The 20,959-nt window shown below is 69.8% G+C and carries 20 protein-coding genes and 1 pseudogene; 13 read left to right on the top strand and 8 right to left on the bottom strand.

The window, feature by feature from the left end:
* The first annotated feature begins 2 nt into the window (after positions 1–2).
* From ACFY0T_RS06760 to pssA, 3 genes are all read left to right on the top strand, one after another.
* A complete protein-coding gene (locus ACFY0T_RS06760; protein WP_327433252.1) occupies positions 3–1,208 on the top strand; it encodes an acyl-CoA dehydrogenase family protein in 1,206 nt (401 codons plus the stop codon).
* Positions 1,209–1,378: 170 nt separating this feature from the next.
* Positions 1,379–2,026 (top strand): phosphatidylserine decarboxylase, encoded by a 648-nt coding sequence (locus ACFY0T_RS06755; RefSeq protein ID WP_388865250.1) that lies wholly within the window; start codon positions 1,379–1,381, stop codon positions 2,024–2,026.
* 22 nt (positions 2,027–2,048) lie between these two features.
* Positions 2,049–2,867 carry a CDP-diacylglycerol--serine O-phosphatidyltransferase gene (gene pssA, locus ACFY0T_RS06750; protein ID WP_388865694.1) on the top strand — a complete coding sequence of 273 codons (819 nt, stop codon included), beginning with the start codon at positions 2,049–2,051 and terminating at the stop codon, positions 2,865–2,867.
* A gap of 145 nt (positions 2,868–3,012) precedes the next feature.
* Here pssA and ACFY0T_RS06745 read toward each other — a convergent pair whose 3' ends face one another.
* Positions 3,013–4,152, bottom strand: coding sequence for a glycerate kinase (locus tag ACFY0T_RS06745; RefSeq protein ID WP_388865248.1), 1,140 nt, complete (start codon positions 4,150–4,152; stop codon positions 3,013–3,015).
* 195 nt (positions 4,153–4,347) lie between these two features.
* Here ACFY0T_RS06745 and ACFY0T_RS06740 point away from each other — a divergent pair, with 195 nt between their 5' ends.
* Complete coding sequence (locus ACFY0T_RS06740; RefSeq protein WP_388865246.1) at positions 4,348–5,424, top strand: ADP-ribosylglycohydrolase family protein; 1,077 nt, start codon at positions 4,348–4,350, stop codon at positions 5,422–5,424.
* Here the strand turns inward: ACFY0T_RS06740 and ACFY0T_RS06735 are convergent.
* Entirely contained in the window at positions 5,421–6,287 is an 867-nt protein-coding gene (locus tag ACFY0T_RS06735; protein ID WP_388865244.1) for an SDR family NAD(P)-dependent oxidoreductase, read from the bottom strand. The two genes, ACFY0T_RS06740 and ACFY0T_RS06735, sit on opposite strands and share 4 nt — an antisense overlap.
* A gap of 95 nt (positions 6,288–6,382) precedes the next feature.
* Here ACFY0T_RS06735 and ACFY0T_RS06730 point away from each other — a divergent pair, with 95 nt between their 5' ends.
* Together ACFY0T_RS06730 and ACFY0T_RS06725 are read left to right on the top strand one after the other, a co-directional pair.
* Positions 6,383–7,258 (top strand): helix-turn-helix transcriptional regulator, encoded by an 876-nt coding sequence (locus tag ACFY0T_RS06730; RefSeq protein ID WP_388865243.1) that lies wholly within the window; start codon positions 6,383–6,385, stop codon positions 7,256–7,258.
* A gap of 22 nt (positions 7,259–7,280) precedes the next feature.
* Positions 7,281–7,772, top strand: coding sequence for an NUDIX domain-containing protein (locus tag ACFY0T_RS06725; protein ID WP_388865241.1), 492 nt, complete (start codon positions 7,281–7,283; stop codon positions 7,770–7,772).
* A 12-nt stretch (positions 7,773–7,784) separates the two neighbouring features.
* Here the strand turns inward: ACFY0T_RS06725 and ACFY0T_RS06720 are convergent, their stop codons facing one another.
* Complete coding sequence (locus ACFY0T_RS06720; RefSeq protein ID WP_388865239.1) at positions 7,785–7,985, bottom strand: DUF2191 domain-containing protein; 201 nt, start codon at positions 7,983–7,985, stop codon at positions 7,785–7,787.
* A gap of 81 nt (positions 7,986–8,066) precedes the next feature.
* Here ACFY0T_RS06720 and ACFY0T_RS06715 point away from each other — a divergent pair, with 81 nt between their 5' ends.
* From ACFY0T_RS06715 to ACFY0T_RS06705, 3 genes are all read left to right on the top strand, one after another.
* Positions 8,067–8,804, top strand: coding sequence for an NAD-dependent deacetylase (locus ACFY0T_RS06715; RefSeq protein WP_388865237.1), 738 nt, complete (start codon positions 8,067–8,069; stop codon positions 8,802–8,804).
* Between the two features lie 273 nt (positions 8,805–9,077).
* Positions 9,078–9,197 (top strand): helix-turn-helix domain-containing protein, encoded by a 120-nt coding sequence (locus ACFY0T_RS06710; protein ID WP_388865235.1) that lies wholly within the window; start codon positions 9,078–9,080, stop codon positions 9,195–9,197.
* 207 nt (positions 9,198–9,404) lie between these two features.
* Positions 9,405–9,794 carry a VOC family protein gene (locus ACFY0T_RS06705; protein WP_388865691.1) on the top strand — a complete coding sequence of 130 codons (390 nt, stop codon included), beginning with the start codon at positions 9,405–9,407 and terminating at the stop codon, positions 9,792–9,794.
* Positions 9,795–9,908: 114 nt separating this feature from the next.
* Here ACFY0T_RS06705 and ACFY0T_RS06700 read toward each other — a convergent pair whose 3' ends face one another.
* The gene (locus tag ACFY0T_RS06700; RefSeq protein ID WP_388865234.1) at positions 9,909–10,121 is read right to left on the bottom strand and encodes a DUF4287 domain-containing protein; all 213 of its coding nucleotides are present in this window, start codon (positions 10,119–10,121) and stop codon (positions 9,909–9,911) included.
* Positions 10,122–10,307: 186 nt separating this feature from the next.
* Positions 10,308–11,318, bottom strand: coding sequence for a sigma-70 family RNA polymerase sigma factor (locus ACFY0T_RS06695; protein WP_388865232.1), 1,011 nt, complete (start codon positions 11,316–11,318; stop codon positions 10,308–10,310).
* A gap of 160 nt (positions 11,319–11,478) precedes the next feature.
* Between ACFY0T_RS06695 and ACFY0T_RS06690 the strand changes: the two are divergent.
* From ACFY0T_RS06690 to ACFY0T_RS06680, 3 genes and pseudogenes are all read left to right on the top strand, one after another.
* Positions 11,479–12,165, top strand: a pseudogene (locus ACFY0T_RS06690) (Sir2 family NAD-dependent protein deacetylase).
* A 399-nt stretch (positions 12,166–12,564) separates the two neighbouring features.
* Positions 12,565–14,646 (top strand): bifunctional polysaccharide deacetylase/glycosyltransferase family 2 protein, encoded by a 2,082-nt coding sequence (locus ACFY0T_RS06685; protein WP_388865230.1) that lies wholly within the window; start codon positions 12,565–12,567, stop codon positions 14,644–14,646.
* A 310-nt stretch (positions 14,647–14,956) separates the two neighbouring features.
* Entirely contained in the window at positions 14,957–15,922 is a 966-nt protein-coding gene (locus ACFY0T_RS06680) for an LCP family protein (RefSeq protein WP_388865228.1), read from the top strand.
* Between the two features lie 69 nt (positions 15,923–15,991).
* Here the strand turns inward: ACFY0T_RS06680 and ACFY0T_RS06675 are convergent, their stop codons facing one another.
* The 3 genes from ACFY0T_RS06675 to ACFY0T_RS06665 form a co-directional block, all read right to left on the bottom strand.
* Entirely contained in the window at positions 15,992–16,474 is a 483-nt protein-coding gene (locus ACFY0T_RS06675; RefSeq protein WP_388865226.1) for a methylated-DNA--[protein]-cysteine S-methyltransferase, read from the bottom strand.
* A gap of 9 nt (positions 16,475–16,483) precedes the next feature.
* Positions 16,484–17,953 carry an AlkA N-terminal domain-containing protein gene (locus tag ACFY0T_RS06670; protein WP_388865689.1) on the bottom strand — a complete coding sequence of 490 codons (1,470 nt, stop codon included), beginning with the start codon at positions 17,951–17,953 and terminating at the stop codon, positions 16,484–16,486.
* A 428-nt stretch (positions 17,954–18,381) separates the two neighbouring features.
* On the bottom strand, positions 18,382–20,520 hold the full coding sequence (locus tag ACFY0T_RS06665; protein WP_388865224.1) for a heavy metal translocating P-type ATPase: 2,139 nt from the start codon (positions 20,518–20,520) through the stop codon (positions 18,382–18,384).
* A 57-nt stretch (positions 20,521–20,577) separates the two neighbouring features.
* Between ACFY0T_RS06665 and ACFY0T_RS06660 the strand changes: the two genes are divergently transcribed.
* Positions 20,578–20,940, top strand: a complete 363-nt coding sequence (locus tag ACFY0T_RS06660; RefSeq protein ID WP_388865222.1) for an ArsR/SmtB family transcription factor — start codon at positions 20,578–20,580, stop codon at positions 20,938–20,940.
* Positions 20,941–20,959: the final 19 nt, after the last annotated feature.

Genomic DNA, 20,959 nt, shown 5'->3' with positions numbered 1-20,959 from the left:
CCATGGCGCGACTCGCCCAGACCGCCGGTCTGACCGACATCCAGCAGGAGATCCTCTCCACCGTCCGCGACTTCGTGGACAAGGAGATCATCCCGGTCGCGACCGAGCTGGAGCACCGCGACGAGTACCCGCAGCAGATCGTCGACGGGCTGAAGGAGTTGGGCCTCTTCGGCCTGATGATCCCCGAGGAGTACGGGGGCCTGGGCGAGTCGCTCCTCACCTACGCGCTCTGCGTCGAGGAGATCGCCCGCGGCTGGATGTCGGTCTCCGGCATCATCAACACCCACTTCATCGTGGCGTACATGCTCAAGCAGCACGGCACGCAGGAGCAGAAGGACTACTTCCTGCCGCGCATGGCGCTCGGCGAGGTGCGTGGGGCCTTCTCGATGTCGGAGCCGGGTCTTGGCTCGGATGTGTCGGCGATCACGTCGAAGGCGGTCAAGGACGGCGACGAGTACGTCCTGAACGGTCAGAAGATGTGGCTGACCAACGGCGGCTCCTCGACGCTCGTGGCCGTTCTCGTACGAAGTGACGAAGGACACCCCGAGGGCACCGCGCCCCACAAGTCGATGACGACCTTCCTGGTCGAGAAGGAGCCCGGCTTCGGAGAGGTCCGCCCCGGCCTCACCATCCCCGGGAAGATCGACAAGATGGGTTACAAGGGCGTCGACACGACCGAGCTCATCATGGACGGACTGCGCATTCCGGCCAATCGTGTACTCGGCGGGACCACCGGCCGAGGGTTTTACCAAATGATGGACGGAGTGGAGGTCGGCCGCGTCAACGTGGCGGCGCGTGGCTGCGGCGTCGCACAGCGTGCGTTCGAGTTGGGTGTCTCGTACGCCCAGCAACGTCACACTTTCGGCAAGCCGATCGCGCAGCACCAGGCCATCCAGTTCAAGCTCGCCGAGATGGCTACCAAGGTCGAGGCGGCCCATGCCATGATGGTGAACGCGGCACGCAAAAAGGACTCTGGCGAACGAAATGACCTCGAAGCAGGGATGGCGAAGTACCTCGCCTCCGAGTACTGCAAGGAGGTCGTGGAGGATGCTTTCCGGATCCACGGCGGCTACGGCTTCTCCAAGGAGTACGAGATCGAGCGCCTCTACCGTGAGGCCCCGATGCTGCTGATCGGTGAAGGTACCGCCGAAATCCAGAAAATGATCATCGGCCGCAGGCTGCTCGAAGAGTATCGACTCCAGGGCTAGATGTCCGGGTTCGGGGTGTTTTCTTCGAGAAGAAGATCACACCCCGTCAACACTCTTCGGCCGCCGACTCGACTTCCTGGCTTGCCCAGTTGTGGCCCGCGACCGGTACGATCCCGGGAAAGCCGCCGTCCCCCGTCACAGCGCGGCATCATCCGCTACGAAGGTCATCCATGCCCCACAGCCAAACCTCTGCACCACGCGGCCGGGTCCGCCTCGCGCGCGGAGCATCGCCGTGGCTTCTCCCGACCGTTGCCACCGCAGCACTCAGCCTCGCCCGCGCGCGCCGCTCCGGCGCCGCCAAGGCCGTGGCCGTACCCGCCACCGCGCTCGCGGCGGGCATGCTGTGGTTCTTCCGCGACCCCGAGCGCGAGATCGCCCAGGGCCGGGTCATCTCGCCCGCCGACGGTGTGGTGCAGAGCATCATGCCGTGGAAGGACGGACGCACCCGCGTCGCGATCTTCATGAGCCCGCTCAACGTCCACGTCAACCGCGCGCCGCTCTCCGGCACGGTGGCCTCGGTCGAGCACATCCCCGGTGGGTTCGTTCCGGCGTTCAACAAGGAGAGCGAGAACAACGAGCGTGTCGTCTGGCACTTCGACACCGAACTCGGCGACATCGAGATGATCCAGATCGCCGGAGCGGTCGCCCGGCGTATCGTGCCGTACATCCCCCAGGGCACGAAGGTCGAGCAGGGCGACCGGATCGGTCTGATCCGCTTCGGCTCGCGCGTCGACATCTACCTCCCCGAGGGTGTTGACGTCGACGTGGAGGTCGGTCAGAAGACCGTGGCTGGGGTGACTCGAATTGACCGTGATTGATCCCGAGACACAGGCCGGCTGGGTGCCGGAAGCCGACGAGGTGGACGACGAGGAGGAGATGCCCCTCTCGCTCCGCCTCTCAATAGCGGACACCCTCACCCTCGGTAACGCCACGTGCGGCTTCATGGCGGTGTACTTCACCACCACCGGCATCCTGATCCCGCACCTCACCGGCGACCAGGAGACCGGCATGGCCCGCCACAGCGCGGCCACGGCGGTGATCCTGATGCTGTGCGCGGCGGTCTTCGACCTCTTCGACGGTCTGGTCGCCCGCAAACTGCGCTCCTCCCCCATGGGCGCGGAGCTGGACAACCTGTCCGACCTGATCAGCTTCGGGCTGGCGCCGGCGTACTTCGTACTCGTCTACGGCATGGTCGCGGACGACGCGCATCAGCGGGTGGCGGCGGTCGGGGCGATCGTGGTCCTGCTCGCGGTCGTCCTGCGCCTCGCGCGGTTCTCCTGCGTCACGGTCAAGGACGGCACGTTCCAGGGCATGCCGTCGCCGTTCGGCGCGCTGACGGTGGTGTCGATCGTGCTGCTGGAGCTTCCCTTCGTGGCGACGCTCATGGCGATCCTGGGCACCGCGTGGCTGATGGTGAGCCGGGTCGAGTACCCGAAGCCGCGGGGGCGCCTCGCGGTGGCGATGCTCTCCTGGATCGTGCTCAGCATGGGGTTGCTGGCGGCCTGGGCGTTCGACGCCCCGAGCGGGCAGCTGCTCCTTCAGACGGGCTGTGCGCTGCAGCTCGTCATGGGTGCGGTGATTCCCCTCTTTGCCACGGCTCGGAGGGTGAACAACTTCCGGGACAACCGGCGCGAGGCTCGCGCGGCGCAGCTGCCGTAGCGGTAGCCCGTTGTACGTGACTGAAGGGCCCCGAACCTGTGTGGTTCGGGGCCCTTCGGTCTTTTCGCCCAGCTGCGGGTGCGTGGGGGCTGGTCGCGCAGTTCCCCGCGCCCCTTCAGGGGCGCGGGGGCGAAGAAACCCCTGCTCAGCCTCCCAAGAAGTCCCGCCCGATGTTCTCCGCCACCCGCTCCAGGATCGGCCCGGCGTCCGCGATGCACTTCGCGATGTCGGGCTCGACCTCGGTAAGGGGGTAGGCGCGGCGAATGCCGGCCTTGCCGAGCGCCTCGGGGCGAAGGGCGAGGCGGCCGCAGACCGCGACGACCTCCTTGTCCGCCGCGCGGGCTGCGGCGGCGACCCCGGCGGGAGCCTTGCCGTGGAGGGTCTGCTCGTCGAGGGACCCCTCGCCGGTGATCACCAGCGTGGCACGCTCCAGCGCGGGCGCGAAGCCGAGGACGTCGAGCATGACCTCGATGCCGGGGCGGAAACGGGCGCCGAGCACCAGAGCCCCGTATCCGATGCCGCCCGCGGCCCCGGCGCCTGGCGCGGCCGCGAACTCGGCGGCCCGGGAACCGAGCGCCTTCTCCAGGACCGTGGCGAAGTGGGCGAGCGCCGCGTCCAGCGTCGCCACGTCATCGGGGCTCGCGCCCTTCTGGGGGCCGTACACGGCGGGGGCGCCCTTGGGACCCGTCAGCGGGTTGTCCACGTCGCTGGCGAGGACGAAGTCGATCGAGGAGAGTCGGGGGTCCAGGTCGGACAGATCGGCGCTGACTACGTCGCGCAGCGCGGCACCGCCAGGAGCCACCGGCTCCCCGTCCGCGTCCAGGAAGCGCGCGCCGAGCGCGGACAGCATGCCCGCCCCGCCGTCCGTCGTGGCACTGCCGCCCACGCCGAACACGATCGTCCGCGCCCCGTCGTCCAGCGCGGCGCGCAGCAGCTCCCCGGAGCCGTACGTCGAGGACGTGAGCGGCGCGAAGACCCCGGCGGGCAGCCGCTGCAGCCCGCTCGCCTCGGCCATCTCCACCACCGCGGTGTCACCGCGCAGCGCGTACGCCGCCGTGACCTGGTCGCCCAGCGGCCCGGCGACCGGCACCTCACGCCGCTCGAAACCGGCCGCGACCGCCGCGTCGACGGTGCCGTCGCCGCCGTCGGCCACGGGCAGCGCCTCGACCTCGACCCGCGGCGCGACCCGGCGCAGTCCGGCCGTCACCCGCTCCGCGACCTGAACGGCCGTCAGCGATCCCTTGAACTTGTCCGCGGCGATGAGCACACGCGGGGTCCGATTCACAGCAGCGTCCGCCACCTTGCATTCCCCTTGCTTTCCGGGCCTTGCTCACGTCAAGGCAGTCGCGCCGCTGCGACCTTAACCGGCGGAAGCCCCCGCCGTCATGCCCCGCCCAGCCCGCGGAATCACGCACACCCAGGAATCGCCCGGCTCTCGCAATACCGCGCGCGCCCGCCCGGAATTGGGTAAACCGGAGCTATGACCCCTGTGGGCACTGAGCTTGCCGACCGCGTCCTCGGGGGCTGGCTGGGCCGGATCGCGGGCAACATGCTCGGCAAGCCGGTCGAGCAGGGCGACCACTGGACGCGGGACCGGATCGACCGTTATCTGCGGCAGGCCGCGGCCCTGCCGCTCACCGACTACCTCCCCGAGCCCGTCGGCGACAGCGCGGCGAACGACGAATTCGAGCTGCGGCCCGAGTGGCGGCAGTGCGTTCGCGGCCGTATCCACGGCAGCTGCCGCGACGACGACGTCGACTACGCGATCCTCGGGCTCGACCTCCTGGAGACCCACGGGTTCTCGTTCAGCACGGAGCAGGTCGGTGATCTGTGGCTGCTGCGGCTGCCGTATCTGCAGACGTTCACAGCGGAGCGGGCCGCGTACCGCAACCTCGCCAATGGGCTCAAACCCCCGCTGACCGCGACGTACGACAATCCCTACCAGGAATGGATCGGCGCTCTCATCCGCGCCGACGTCTACGGCTGGACCTGCCCGGGGCTGCCGCGCCGCGCGGCCTCCCTGGCCCGCCGGGACGCCGTCCTCTCCCACACCGGCAACGGCGTGTACGGCGCGATGTGGGCGGCCGCGCTCATCTCGGCGGCCTTCACCGCTCCGACCGTGCGGCACGCGCTGGACACCGCGCTCACGGTGATCCCGGCGAGCAGCCGCCTCTCGCGCACCGTGCGCCGGGTGCTCACGCTCCACGAGACCCGGATGACCTGGGAGGACACGCTCAGCACGGTGGGCGAGGAGACCGCGGGCCTGGGCTGGATCCATACGATCCCGAACGCCGCGGTCCTCACCGCGGGGCTCCTGTACGGCGACGGCGACTTCACCCGCACCATCACGCTGACCGTCCGCGGCGGCTTGGACACCGACTCGAACGGCGCGACCGCGGGCTCCGTCGCGGGCGTCCTGTGCGGGGCCGCGGCGGTCCCCTCCCAGTGGAAGGATCCGCTGGAGGACACCGTCCGCAGCGCGGTGTTCGGCTTCGACGGCGTACGGATCAGCGAGCTGGCATCGCGCACGGTCGCGCTGGCGGAGGCCGAAGCCTAGAGCGCGGCGGGCGCACGCGTCCTGAAGACAGCAGCCGTCACCCCCATCGCCCGCAGCAGCAGCCGGTCGCGCAGGCCGCCTGGGAGGAAGCGGAGCAGGGCGAGGGCGCGTCCGTCGCGTCCGGTGGTGTAGAGGTTGTCGGGTCGGCGGGCGGTGAGGGCGCGCACGACCGCGTTGACGGCCGGGGCCACAGGTCCCAGCGGCTGGCGGGCCGCCGCGGCCTGTACGGCGTCCAGGGCGGCCGCGTACCGGTGCTGGGTCTCGGCCGAGCCCGCCCAGCCCGTGTCGGCGCTCGCCTTGTCCGCCGTGGTGAAGATGGCGGTGTCCATGGCCCCCGGCTCGACGAGCGAGACCTGGACACCCTGGTGGCGGAGTTCCATCCGCAGGGCCTGGGTGAGTGCCGACAGGGCGGCCTTGGATGCGGCGATCGGGCCGAAGAAGGGCGGGGTGACGCGGGCGGAGACGGCACCGAGGTTCACGATCCGGCCGCCGGCGGCACGCACCGCGGGCAGGAAGGCGCGGATCACCGCCGCCTGCCCGGTCACGTTGATCTCGAACTGGCGGCGCCAGGCCTCGGCCGGCACCAGTTCGACGGGGCCCTGCCCCATGATGCCCGCGCTGTTCACCAGGGCGTCGAGGCGGGAGCCCACGACGTCCGCGGCCGCCGCGATGGACTCCTCGTCGGTGAGGTCGAGAAGGACGGGGGTGAGGCCTGCGTCGCGCAGCGCTTCGGCGTCCGCGGGTGTGCGGTGCGCGGCGTACACGATCCAGCCGTCGGCGCTCAGCCTCCGCGCGAGGGCGCCACCCACGCCACCGGTGGCGCCGGTGATCAGAACGGTTCGGGGAGGGGTCAGCTCAGCCACAAGGGCCGCCTTTCACAAGGGGGTTCACTTTCGCTTCGCGGTCCCTCCCACCCTCCGCCAGGCCGCACCCCCGTTGAAGAGTGCAGAATTTACTGGTGGCAGCGACACCAGTACCGCGACCTGGACCCGGACAGGTACCCGACGATCACGGCCGCAAGGCCCTCGCGGCCTTCCTGCGCTCCCGCCGTGAGCGCGCCGACCCCGCGGGCACCGGGCTGCCACCGGGTGGCCGTCGCCGTACTCCCGGACTGCGCCGCGAGGAGGTCTCGCTGCTCTCCGGCGTGAGCCTGACCTGGTACACCTGGCTCGAACAGGGCCGCGACATCCATGTCTCCCCGCAGATCCTGCTCGCCCTGGCCCGCGCCCTCCAGCTCGACGAGGTGGAACGGGCGCACCTCTTCCGGCTCGCGGGCCTTCCGGTGCCCCAGCCCGCCGAACGCTCGATGGAGGTCCCGGACGCCGTCCGCACCTTCCTGGACACCCTCATGCCCAACCCGGCGTTCGTCATCGACCGCTGCTTCGACATCCTCGCCTGGAACCCGGCACAGGAGCGGATCCTCGGCCCGGCCCTGCTGGACCGCCCGCGCCGCGAACTCAACAGCGCCTGGATGCTGTTCCGCGTCCCGCAGATCCGCGCGCTGATGCCGGAGTGGGACAGCGAGGCCCGCTGGATGGCCGGTCTGCTGCGCCAGCAGGCGGCGTACGAACTCGACAACCCGCGCTTGTCCGAACTGGTCGCCGAACTCATCGACACCAGCCCGTACTTCGCTCAGGCCTGGGAGACCCACGACGTCGTCGAGTTCCGCTCCTCCGTACGCCGCTACCGGCACCCGGAGGTGGGCGACCTCGAAGTGTCGTACGTACGGCTGGCGTTGGAGGAGGCGCCCCGGCTCAGCCTGATCTGCCACTTCGCCGAACCGGGCAGCGACTCCGAGGAACGCCTGCGCAAGCTCGTGACCCCTGGCGTATGACGACTCTCGTTACCCTTCGTGGATGACCACTCCAGACTTCGCCACGTACATCGCGGGCCTGCCCCGCGTTCTCGCCGGGGCCGCCGCCCTCTTCCGCGACGCCGAGGGCCGGGTGCTGCTCGTCGAGCCGAACTACCGTGAGGGCTGGGCCCTTCCGGGCGGCACCGTCGAGTCGGACGACGGGGAGACCCCCCGGCAGGGCGCGCGCCGCGAGACGGCCGAGGAGATCGGCCTCGACGTCGAGCTCGGCCGGCTCCTCGCGGTCGACTGGGTGCACGGGACGGCGCGACCCCCGCTGGTGGCCTACCTGTACGACGGCGGGGTCCTCGGCGAGGACGACCTCAAGGCGATCCGGCTGCAGGAGGAGGAGCTGCTGTCCTGGCGTCTCGTCCCGCGGGAGGAGCTGACCGAGTATCTGCCGGGTGCCCTGGGGCGGCGCGTGCTCGCCGGACTCGACGTACTGGCCGAGGGCGCGGGGACGGCGGAGCTGGAGAACGGCCACCGGGTGGGCTGACCCGGGCGCGGTTCAGCCCTCGACGTCCCGCGGCTCGGCGTCCACCGCACGCAGCGCCTCGTCACGTTCCGTGACCCTGGCCTCCGTGCGGTGACCGCGCTCGATGTAGTCGCGTACGACGAGTTCGACGGCGTCCTGGGGGTTGCCCACGCCCGCGAGCACCATGACTTCCACGACGAGTTCGGCATCGAGCGAGACGGTGACCTTGGCCATGGGCGGACCCTAACACCGGGGACTCCCGGCAAACCGATATCCGTTCGCCGCACCCGGAACCCCGGGCCTACCCTCGGTGACATGACCAAGCCCCTCGTCGCCATTCTCAGCGGTGCCGGTATTTCCACCGACTCCGGGATCCCGGACTATCGCGGGCCGAACGGGCTGTGGCGGCGGGATCCCGAGGCCGAGAAGCTCGTGACGTACGAGTACTACATGGGCGACCCGGAGATCCGGCGCCGGTCCTGGCAGATGCGGCGCAAGAACCGGACGCTGAAGGCCGAGCCCAACGCCGCGCACCTGGCCGTCGCCGAGCTGGAGAAGTCCGGGATCCCGGTGCGGGTGATCACGCAGAACGTGGACGGCCTGCACCAGCTCGCCGGGATGCCCGCTCGCAAGGTGCTGGAACTGCACGGCACCGCGCGCAGCGTCGTGTGCACGAAGTGTCACGCCCGGGGGCCCATGGAGGACGCGCTGGCACGGGTCGAGGCCGGGGAGGAGGACCCGCCCTGCCTGGAGTGCGGCGGCATCCTGAAGTCGGCGACCGTGATGTTCGGCCAGAGGCTGGACCCGGCCGTCATCGGTGAGGCGCTCGCCATCACCAAGGCCTGCACCGTGTTCTTCGCCGTCGGCACCAGTCTGCAGGTGCAGCCCGCCGCCGGGCTCGCCGGCGTCGCCGCCGACAACGGCGCACGGGTCATCATCGTCAACGCCGACCCGACACCGTACGACGACCGCGCCGACGAAGTGATCCGCGAACCCATCGGCACCGCCTTGCCCAAGCTGCTGCGCACGCTCGGTGCTGAGCACAACCAGTAGGTCCGTCTTCCTGACGCAAGTCGGCCTCACTGGTGGGTTACTTCCGCCAACCAGCACTACTGCACGATCTGCATCGCCCGGAGCTGAGAGTTACAGCCCTAACGAGAACATTTTGCGCAGCGCGTCAGCGCCGGTGTCTCGACCCGAATGAGGGAACACCCATTCGGTTCGAGCTGCCTGGAGTGAGTCAAACTTTCCGGCAGGGGGTTGAGTTGAGGGGTCGGTAAGGATGGCTGGGTCAGCAGACAGCACAAGCCGTCACGGCAGGTGTCGGTGGACGAGCAGATCCAGGCCGTGTTGGCCGTGTTGAAGGGCGAGTTGTCGCTGGCCGAGGCAGCACGTCGGCATGGGGTGCCCTCGGCGACGGTGGGCAACTGGCGTGACCTTCGCTGACGCGTTCGCCGACGACGACCCGCTGTTCCGTCACGTCCGTACACGGGTGAGAGCCAATAAACCAATGGCGTGGTCGAGGGGTTCTTCGGCACGCTGCCGTACGAACATCTCTACCGCGCCACCATTGTCGACGGCGACGGCGACGGCGACGGCGACGCCCTCGCCGTCGAAGTCAACCTGTTCCGCCACACCCTGGGAGGTCCTGACATGGCCAGTAAGTTCACCGAGCTTGCGATCGACTGTGCCGATCCCAACGGTCTCGCCCGGTTCTGGTGCGCGGTCCTTGACTACGAGGTGCAAGACGAAGACGACGGATATATCGCAATTGGCTCCCCTATGGTGCCTGAAGGCAAGGAGCGCCTTGGTCCAGTGCCACCGACGTTGGCATTTGCGCGCGTGCCCGAGGGCAAGACCGTCAAGAACAGGCTCCACATCGACGTCAACCCAACGGACAGGGAGCAGGACGAAGAGGTCCGTCGCCTGCTCGACCTAGGTGCTCGGCACACCGACGTCGGCCAAACGGGCGATGACAGCTGGGTCACACTTGCCGACCCAGAGGGCAACGAGTTCTGCGTCCTTGCGGGCCGCCGCCCCTGATCGGAGGACAATGACAGTCCGTCGGATCTTCTGGCGGGCCGTTTCGGCTGTTCGGGCTGCGTGCGGACCGGCCGACGCGTTCGGACAGCTCATGCCTCATGCCATGGTGGGCACCTACTTGCCGCGGGCCTCTGCGAGGGTGTGTGCGACGAGGGCGTTGGCGTGGCCGTGGCCGAGCCCATGCTCGGTCTTGAGCCAATTCACCAGCTCCATGTGCTTGGTCAGCGGCGAGGAGTGGATAAGGTCCTTCCACTCCGCTATCGGGCGACCGTACTTATTCTCGATGGAAGGGAAATAGCTGGCAGGGCCCTTGACGGTGTCAGTCATGTCCGCAGTGTCCCGTCTGTCTGTGCTCGATGTTCCTGGACTGCCCGCCGCGCCACACGTCCATCCGGCAGCGGGGCAGTGTTGTCGCCTGTATGACCGGCGGGCGCGACTCGTGTCATCGGCCGGTGAAGGTGTGCTGCGTCACACTTCAGATCTCGGGCAGCCCTGCCACGGGAGCCGACTCTCCTACGCGTTGATGTGGGCAGGCAGGTTGAACAGCGGAAACAGGCGCTCGGTGTCGCGGAAGACGCTGATGTCCGTGATCCGGTCCCCGGAGAAGTCGATGACCTGAAGCGCCCAGGGCTCAAACCCCGCGCCGTCGATGCTGGGCCGGTACTGGCCGAACGCCGGCGAGCCGTTCGCGAAGGTGGGAATCAGACGTGACCCCCGGCAGCCGACGGCTGGTCCGGTCAGCCACGCTCGGATGTCCGAGACGCCTTGCATCCACAGGGCGTACGGCGGCAGAGACATGGTGGCGTCCACATGCAGCAGCATGCTCAGCTCCTCCATGTCGAAGCCGGAGAAGGCTGTCGCATACCGCTTCGCCAGTACCTGCTGGACGGTGCTGGGCGGCCGTACCGCCGTGTCGTTGGTCGCTTCGCGCCGGGCGGCGAGTGTGGCACGGGCGCGCTGGAGTGCGCTGTTGACTGAGGCGACAGTGCAGCCCTGCAGGTCCGCGACTTCCCGCGCCGAGAAGCCCATGACCTCCCGCAGCAGGAGAGTCGCGCGCTGCTTGGACGGCAGGTGCTGCAGCGCGGCGATGAACGCGAGGTGCACCGATTCGCCAACCTCGGCCGCCTCTGCGGGATTGTCCGTCGTGCGGATCAGAGCAGCCGGACACGGTTCGATGCAGAGGCCGGTGTCCAGTGGCGTGCCTGGTGAAGTGGCGCCGCCGGTCGGGCCGGAGAGGTCCATCGGGCGGGCCCGGCGCTTACCGGCGGCGAGTGCGTCGAGGCAGACGTTGGTGGCGATTCGATAGACCCATGACCGCAGCGACGACCGTTCCTCGAACCGCTCGAGGCTGCGCCAAGCCCGGACCATGGTCTCCTGCACGGCATCTTCCGCTTCGAAGACCGATCCCAGCATCCGGTAGCAGTAGCCGATCAGCTCAGCCCGGTGCCTCTCCAGCCGGACCACCCCCGCTTCCTGTCCGGGTTCGAATTCGGTTCCGACTTGGCCGACTTCAAGACCGTTCATTCCCGCCCCCTGACGCGCACAGAACCCGCAGGACGCGCGCTGTCGCGCGGACCCTGGTCCCGGCGCCTGCGTCAGTCGGCATCTGTGCCGACTTCGTCCACCGAGCAGCACGCCCTGCCTGGGCAGGATAACTTCCGCGGCTTCGAGGGGTTCTCCACCGATGCCTTGCGACTCCGGGATCCCGGACCATCGCGCGCCGAACGGGCTGTGGCGGCGGGACCCGGAGGCCGACAAGCTCGTCACGTACGAGTAGTACATGGGCGATCCGGAGATCCGGCGCCGTTCGTGGCAGATGCGGCGGAAGAACAGGACGCTGAAGGCGGAGCCGAACGCGGCGCATCGCGCGGTGGCCGAGCTGGAGCGGACCGGGGTACCGGTGCGGGTGATCACGCAGAACGTGGACGGGTTGCACCAGCTCGCGGGTATGCCGGCGCGGAAGGTGCTGGAGCTGCACGGGACCGCGCGGACCGTGGTGTGCACCAACTGCCATGCGAAGGCGCCCATGGAGGACGCGCTCGCGCGGGTCGAGGCCGGCGAGGACGACCCGCCGTGCCTGAGGTGCGACGGGATCCTCAAGTCGGCGACGGTGATGTTCGGCGAGCGGCTCGATCCAGTGGTACTGGGCGAGGCGGTCGCCATCACCAAGGCCTGCCAGATCTTCATCGCCGTCGGGACCAGCCTCCAGGTACAGCCCGCGGCGGGCCTGGCCGGTGTCGCCGCCGACCACGGCGCGCGGCTCGTCATCGTCAACGCCGAGCCGACACCGTACGACGAGCGGGCCGACGAGGCCGTACGGGAGCCGGTCGGCACCCCCCCGCCGGAGCTGCTGCGCGAGATTGCCGAGTAGCGGCGGACGGTGCGGCGGCGGACGCAGGGCTGTGTGAGGGCGGAGGTTGAGTGACAGGCCCAAGTCCGATGCGGAGCACGGGAGTTCGAGGTCGGTGGCGAGGGAGGCTTCCGGGTCGCCGTGGGCGTGCATCGCGGGCGTGCAGTAGCCGACGGCGCTGATCTGTGGGCGTGAGGGGGCTCGAGCGGGGGGTGTGACACCTGATGGCATCGGTGCGCTGGAGGGACTACAACCCCACACGACATGCGCTGATGAGTCATGTCACGACGCCTGTGATCGGAACAGAAAAGCCTTGCCCCACGCAGACATCACCGTCGGATGCACCCCCTGCCCTGGCCGAAAACGCGTCAGCCTGAACGTGGTCGGCGACACATTGGTTGCGAGGGTATGAGCCGTCCAATGAGAGCCCGGCACAAGCGCTCCCGTGATCCACGTGGGCACTGGCTGCTGTTGATCCTCGTGCTCCCTTTGATGTTCGCCTCCCTGCTCTTCGAGGGCTGGACGAACAACGAGGTGGACGCCCCGCAGCCGCGGCACGACTGCACCGAACCGGTGCCGAAGGCCGTGAGCCAGGGCGGTCCGGTGTTGCGCATCAACGGCGACAAGGTGAAGTCCGCCTCGATACCCGCCCATACCGTCGCGCTCACCTTTGACGGCGGGCCCGACCCGGTGTGGACCCCGCGTCTGCTGGACCTGTTGCGACGGCATCGGGCGCAGGCCACCTTCTTCCTCTTCGGCTCCCAGGCGGCCCGCTATCCGGAGCTGGTGCGGCGGATCCGCGCCGAGGGCCATGAGATCGGGTCGAACACCTACACCGGCGCCGACCTGGGCGCGTCATCGGCCATCCGCTCCCGGATGGAGCTGTCGCTCACGCAGACGGCGCTGGCCGGCTCCGGGAGCGTCCGCACCACTTTGCTGCGGATGCCGCAGACCACCTCGGTGGACACGCTGTGCGGCGCCGAGTGGAAGGCGGCGCGAAGCGCCGCGGCGAACGGTTACCTGTTGGTCGCGGCAGACAAGTGGAACCGAAAGCCGTCGCAGGGTGTGATCCGGCAGTTCAGCCAGACGGAACTCGCGTACAAAGAGACGGAAAAGCTGCTCAACGACCGGAATATCGACAAGTTCACCACGGTGACGGCCGGACTTCGGCTGCCCGCGGTCAACACGCCGGTGTCCACGTTCGAACGAGGGCAGGGCAAGGGCCTGATCTGGGTCTCCGCCATGGGGCACGCGTTCTCGAGCGGCATGACCTGGGTGCTCGGGGTGGCGGGCGCGCTGGGGGTGTTGCGGCTGCTGACGCTCGTCGTCTTCGCCCGCGCCCATGTCCGGCGTCTCACCAGCTTCCGCCCGGGAGCGCCCCGGCTGCGGGAGATCAACGACCCGGTGACGATCCTCATACCCGCCTACAACGAAGAGGCGGGCATCGAGTCCACCATCCATTCACTGCTCGCCTCCACGCACCCGTACCTGCAGATCATCGTGATCGACGACGGTTCGACGGATCAGACGGCGGACCTCGCCACATGGATCAACGATCCCCGGGTGATGGTGATCCGTCAGCCCAATGCGGGCAAAGCCGCCGCTCTCAACACCGGTCTGGCCCATGCGATGCACGAGATCGTGGTCATGGTCGACGCCGACACCGTCTTCGAGCCGGACGCCATCTACCGGCTCGTCCAGCCGCTGGCGCACCCGGCCGTCGGCGCGGTCAGCGGCAACACGAAGGTCGGCAACCGGCGTGGCCTGCTCGGCAGATGGCAGCACCTGGAATACGTCTTCGGGTTCAATCTCGACCGTCGGATGTTCGAGGTCCTGGAGTGCATGACGACGGTCCCGGGTGCCATCGGGGCCTTCCGCCGGGACGCGTTGATGGGCGTCGGCGGAGTCAGCGACGACACCCTCGCCGAGGACACCGATCTCACGATGGCCCTGTGGCGGGCGGGCTGGCGGGTGGTCTACGAGGAGTCCGCCATCGCCTGGACCGAGGTGCCCAGCTCGCTGCGCCAGTTGTGGCGGCAGCGCTACCGCTGGTGCTACGGCACGATCCAGGCCATGTGGAAGCATCGCCGTGCCGTTGTCGAATTGGGCCCGGCAGGGCGCTTCGGCCGCCGCGGCCTGAGCTACCTCGCGCTCTTCCAGGTCGCACTGCCGCTGATGGCTCCGATCGTCGACCTCTTCGCCCTGTACGGGGTGCTCTTCCTCAGCCCCCTGCAATCGGCCGGCGTGTGGCTCGCCTTCCTCGTCCCCCAGCTGATCTGCGCCGGATATGCCCTGCGACTCGACGGTGAGCGGGTGCGGGCGCTGTGGTCGATGCCCTTCCAGCTCTTCGTCTACCGGCAGCTGATGTATCTGGTCGTCATCCAGTCCCTGGTCGCCATCCTGCTCGGTACTCGGCTGAGGTGGCACCGGATGGACCGCTCCGGCACGGCGGCCCAGCACATCGGTCAACCCGCCCCGGCAGCAGAGCTGACATCGAGATGACCAAGGACAGCTCATGAGTGATCGGCAGAACGGGTGGCCCGACAGTGACGGGCTCGACGCACAGCAGGGGACACATCGTGTCATCCAAGGGGAGGTGTGGCACCGGACCGACCATCCGCCCCGGCCGCACGCGGCGCGGCCACCGTACGCATCACCGGACGCCGACACCTCGCTCGCCGGCATCCCTCATCAGCGGGACAACCGTGCACGCACGTATGACGGCGGCGGTGACGGTACCGCCCCAGGGACCGGCCGATCCCGTCGGCCCCTCAGAGTGCGCCGCAGCCGGGCCCGCAGGATCATCCGGGCCGTGATCCTGCTGCTCTGCGTGCTCGTGGTCTCATCCATCAGCACATACGTCTGGGCCGACGTCAGGCTCAACCGCGAGGTGGACCTCGGCAAGATCACGGACCATGTGCCGCACGGCAAGGGAACCAACTACCTCATCGTGGGCTCCGACAGCCGGGCGGGCCTTTCCGAGAAGGCCATCAAGGATCTGCACACCGGCGGCTCGGCCGCCGACGGCCGCCGCACCGACTCGATGATCCTTCTGCACACCGGCGCTCACGGCACCACGATGATGAGTCTGCCGCGAGACTCGTGGGTGACCATACCGTCGTACATCCGCCCCGACACCGGCAGGCACTACCCCCCGGCGAAGAACAAGCTGAACGCGGCGTTCTCGTTCGGCGGACCCGAACTGCTCGTACGGACCATCGAGCTCAACACGGGTCTGCACATCGACCACTACGCGGAGATGGGTTTCGCGGGCTTCGTGGGCATCGTGAACGCGGTCGGTGGCGTCCAGATGTGCGTGGACAGGGACATCAAGGATCAGAAGTCGGGACTGGACCTGAAGAAGGGCTGCCACAACCTCGACGGCCGCGACGCGCTCGCGTTCGTCCGGCAGCGCCACCAGGAGGCCGAGGGCGACCTGGGGCGCTCCCGCAACCAGCAGAAGTTCCTGGCCGCGCTCGCCCGCAGGGCCGCCACACCGGGCATCGCGCTCAACCCGTCCAAGCTCTATCCGACCATGAGCGCAGGGCTGGACACGCTCATCGTGGACAAGGACATGAGCCTGCGCATCCTCGCGTCGCTGTTCCAGGCGATGAGGAGCGTCACGGCCGGCCGCGGCGCACAGATCAATGTTCCCGTTTCGTCCCTCGGCTTCCAGACCTCCGAGGGCAGTGCCGTGAAGTGGGACGAGGCGCAGGCGAAGAGGCTCTTCGCCGAAATCAGGAACGACCGGCCGGTGACGTTCGCGAAGAAGAAGTGACGGCGGTCGGCGAAGAAACGGCCCGCTTCGCAAGCGGAGCCGCTTCGTGGCGAGTGGTCAGCCGAGCGACTAGAAGAGAGCCGCTCCGCTCTCGAAGTCCAGCAGCCGCTTCTTGCGGTCCAGGCCGCCGCCGTACCCCGTGAGGCTGCCGTTCGCACCGACGACGCGGTGGCAGGGCACGATGATGCCGATCGGGTTCTTGCCGTTGGCGAGGCCGACCGCGCGGGAGGCGCCTGGGTTGCCGAGGACCTCGGCCAGTTCGCCGTACGAGCGGATCTCGCCGTACGGGATCTTGCGGAGCTGCTCCCAGACGCTGCGCTGGAAGGACGTACCGTCCATGCGCAGTTCGAGGGTGAACTCCTTCAATTCGCCTGCGAAATAGGCCCGTAGCTGCTCGATTGCCTCGTCGAAGAGCGTGTCGTCACGTTCGCCGAAGTTCTCCTCCGGCGGGCGGTGGCGCTGGCCGACCATGTAGAGGCCGGCCAGAACACCGTCCGTGGCAACCAGCGTCAGAGGTCCGTACGGGCTGTCGATGACCGTGTGCTGTTTCATTGAACGTCCTTATACGGGCAGGAAGTTGATCGGGTGGCTGTCGGTCGCCCACAGGTACTGGACCGCGTAGGCGCGCCACGGGCGCCAGGCCGCGGCGCGGGCCGTGAGGGCGGCCGGGGTGGACGGGAGACCCAACTCCTGGGCCGCGCGGCGGATTCCGAGGTCGGTGGCGAGGAAGGCGTCGGGGTCGCCGAGGGCGCGCATCGCGATGACGTCGACCGTCCAGGGGCCGAAACCGGGGAGGGCGAGCAGCCTGGCGCGCGCCTCCGCCCAGTCGCTCTCCACGCCCAAGTGGAGGGCTCCGTCGGCGAGTTGGCGTACGAGGGTGGTGAAGGTGGTGCGGCGGGTGCGCGGCATCGCGAGGGACTCGGGGTCGAGCGCGGCGAGCGCCGCGGCCGAGGGGAAGAGGTGGGTGAGGCCGCCCTCCGGGTCCTCGACCGATTCGCCGTGCGCGGTGACCAGGCGGGCCGCGTGGGTGCGGGCCGCGGCCGTGGAGACCTGCTGGCCCAGCACGGCCCGTACGGCGAACTCGGCCTCGTCGACCGTGCGCGGCACCCGGCGGCCCGGTGCCTTGTCGATGAGCGGGGCGAGCAGCGGGTCGGTGCGCAGCTGGTCGTCGACCGCGACCGGGTCGGCGTCCAGGTCGAGCATGCGACGGCAGCGGCTGATGGCGACGGGCAGGTCGCGCAGGTCGCTGAGGGTCAGGCGGCACGCGATGTGGTCCGACATCGGCGTCAGCGCGACGATCCCGTGCCCGTACGGCAGCCTCAGCGTCCGCCGGTACGCGCCGTCGCGCCACTCCTCGACGCCCGGTACGGCGGTCGCCGCGAGGTGGCCGAAGAGGTTGTCGGGGTTGAGCGGGGCGCGGAAGGGGAGTCTGAGGCTCAGCACGCCCGGCGTGACTCCCGCACGCTTCTTGGGCAGACGTGCGCGCAGTTCGCTCGGCGACAGGGCGAAGACCTCGCGCACGGTGTCGTTGAAGGTGCGGATGGAGGAGAAGCCCGCCGCGAAGGCGATCTCCGCCATCGGCAGGGAGGTGGTTTCGATGAGCAGCCGCGCGGTCTGGGCGCGCTGGGCCCGGGCGAGGGCCAGCGGTCCCGCGCCCAGCTCGGCCAGGAGCTGCCGCTCGATCTGGCGCGTGCTGTAACCGAGCCGGGTGGCCAGGCCGGGCACGCCCTCGCGGTCCACGACGCCGTCGCCGATCAGGCGCATCGCGCGGGCGACCAGGTCGGCGCGCTGGTTCCACTCGGGCGAGCCGGGGCTGGTGTCCGGGCGGCACCGCTTGCAGGCCCGGAACCCGGCCTGCTGGCAGGCGGCCGCGCTCGGGTAGAACGTCATGTTCTCCGGCTTCGGCGGCACGACCGGGCAGCTGGGCCGGCAGTAGATCCGTGTGGTCAGAACCGCCGTGAAGAACCATCCGTCGAAGCGCGCGTCCTTCGACTGGACGGCGCGCACACAGCGCTCCGTGTCGGTGTGCATCCCGTTCTGCATACGTCCAGCATCGGGGACGGGCGAAGCCGGGGCTGGCGGGAATCCGACATGTACGTGGCGTGGCCTGGGCCGGGCGTCATGCCCTTGCGGCCTCGTCCGCCGACGCGAGACGCCGGCCCAGGGCGTCGGCCGGAAGGGATCCGGCCGGCCCCTTCGCCGCTCCCTGGATCCAGCGCCGGCTCTCGCCCAGGACCGTGGCCATGGGCGCGGCGTGGCTGTGGGTGGTGCTGCTCGCGCCGATCGCCGTCGTACCGTCGCCGCCGGCGCTCGGCCCGCTGGTGGCGGGCATGGCGTTCGTGGGCCCGGTGTGGAACGTGGTGGTCGTCGGCTACCAGTACGAAGTCATCCCCGATCACCTGCTGGGCCGGATCAAGAGCGTGGTGCTGCTGGTCAGTTGGGGCGCCATCCCCTTCGGCTCACTGGTCGCCGGCCACCTCCTGGACACCGCGGGCCCCAGGGGCTCCGTCGTCGCCCTGACGGGCCTCACCCTTCTGGTCGCCGTCATCGCCACCGCGAGTCCCGGCATCCGCAAGGCGGCCGTCCTGTCCGAAGGCTGACGGCCCCGCACCGTGGCACCGCGGCGCCTTCCCGTACTCGCCGCTGTTTCCTCCGCGCCAGGCCGACTCCCGCAGCAGGCGCAGCCCGTTGAGGCCGACGAGGACGGTGGATCCCTCGTGTCCCGCGACGCCGAGGGGCAGCGGCAGTGTGCCCGCCAGGTCCCAGGCGACGAGCCCGGCGATGCACACGCCGGCGACCACGAGGTTCTGCACGACGAGCCGGCGGGCCCGCCGGGACAGCGCGATCACCGCGGGCACGGTGGCCAGTTCGTCGCGGACGATCACCGCGTCGGCGGTCTCCAGGGCCAGACCTGAGCCGGCCCGGCCCATGGCCACGCCGGTGTGCGCGGCAGCGAGCGCCGGGGCGTCGTTGACGCCGTCCCCGACGAGCAGGACCTTGCGGCCGGCGGACTCCAACTCCCTGACCGCGCCCACCTTGTGCTGCGGCAGCAGTCGGGCCCGTACGTCCGCGATGCCCACCGCGGCGGCCGTCCGGGTGGCGGCGCGCGGGTTGTCGCCGGTCAGCAGGACCGGCGCGGTGCCAGTGAGCGCGGTGAGCGCGGCGACACTGGTGGCGGCGTCCGGGCGCAGTCGGTCGGCGAGGCCCAGTACGCCGACGGGGGCGCCGTCGGCCTCGACCAGGACGGCGGTACGGCCGGACGCCTCCAGTTCCTCGACCGCCGCGCGGGCCGCACCGGCCGGCAGTCGACGCGAAGTCCCCACCGCGACCTGCCGTCCGTCCACGACGGCCGTCACACCGACCCCCGGCGCCGAGGCGAAATCCTCCGCCGTGGCCAACTCCAGTCCGCATGCGCGCGCCGCCTCCACGACGGCCCGCGCCAGCGGATGCTCACTGGGATGCTCGGCCGCCGCCGCGAGCTCCAGCACCTGGCGCTCCCCCAGCCCGGATCCGGCCAGTGCCCGGACGTCCGTCACCCTCGGCATGCCCTCGGTCAGCGTGCCGGTCTTGTCGAACGCGATCGCGTCGACCTGCCCCAGACGCTCCATCACCACGGCCGACTTGACCAGCACGCCGTGCCGTCCGGCGTTGGCGATCGCGGACAGCAGCGGCGGCATGGTGGCCAGGACGACCGCGCACGGCGAGGCGACGATCATGAAGGTCATCGCCCGCAGGAGCGCGCCGGTGAGGTCGGCGCCGAAGGCCAGGGGCACCGCGAAGACGGCGAGGGTGGCGGCCACCACGCCCACCGCGTACCGCTGTTCGACCTTCTCGATGAACAGTTGCGTCGGCGCCTTGGTGCGGGAGGCCTCCTCGACGAGGGTGACGATCCGGGCGATCACCGAGTCGGCGGGGTCGCGCTCGACACGGACGCGCAGCGCACCGGTGCCGTTGAGGGTGCCCGCGAAGACCTCGTCGCCGGGGCCTTTCACGACCGGCAGCGGTTCGCCGGTGATGCTCGCCTGGTCGACCTCGCTCGTGCCGTCGAGCACCCGTCCGTCGGCCCCGATCCGCTCGCCGGGCCGGATCAACAGCCCGTCTCCGACGGAGAGTTGATCGACGGGGACCGATTCCTCTCCCTCCGTGGTCACTCTGGTCGCCGTATCGGGCGCGAGGTCGAGCAGGCCGCGTACGGAGTCGGCGGTGCGGGCGGTGGCGAGGGCCTCCAGGGCGCCGGAGGTGGCGAAGATGACGATCAGCAGGGCGCCGTCCAGGACCTGTCCGATCGCGGCCGCGCCCAGGGCCGCGACGATCATCAGCAGGTCGACGTCCAGGGTCTTCTCGCGCAGCGCCCGCAGCCCTTCGAGGGCGGGCTCCCAGCCTCCGGCGGCGTACGCGATCGCGTAGAGCGGGCCGTACGTCCACCCGGACGCACCGCCCAGGTGCAGCGGAAGCGCCGACAGGAAGGTGACGGTCGCGAGGAGGGCCCAGCGGGCCTCCGGCAGCGCGAGGACGCGGGTGCGGCGGCGAGGGGGCGCCGGAGCGGGGCGGTCGGTGACGGGTGGCGGGGCGAGAGTGGGAGTCACGCGGAGCACCATACAGGAACACATGAAGACTCATTCATACCTTCATATATGGTGGGTAAGATACCGCCCATGGGTCATGGAGCCGTCACCGCCGCGCAGGACGCCACCGAGCGCGTACGACTGGACGCGGCCAACGTGGCGAGGGTGGCCACCACGCTCCAGGCGCTGTCGACCCCCTCCCGCCTGCTGATCCTCGCGCGGCTGCGCGAAGGGCCGCTGCCGGCAACGGAGTTGGCCGCGGCGGTGGGCATGGAGCAGTCCGCCTGCTCGCACCAGCTGCGTCTGCTGCGCAACCTGGGCCTGGTCGTCGGCGAGCGCAGCGGCCGCTCGGTGGTGTACGCGCTCCACGACCACCATGTCGCCGAGCTCCTCGACCAGGCGGTCTACCACGTGGAGCATCTGCGGCTCGGCCTCAGCGACACGCCCGAGTGATGTGACGCGGGCGAGTGAC

The organism is Streptomyces sp. NPDC001530 (genome assembly GCF_042894545.1).
Classification (GTDB): domain Bacteria; phylum Actinomycetota; class Actinomycetes; order Streptomycetales; family Streptomycetaceae; genus Streptomyces.
This window is presented reverse-complemented; position numbering and strand designations above follow the sequence as displayed.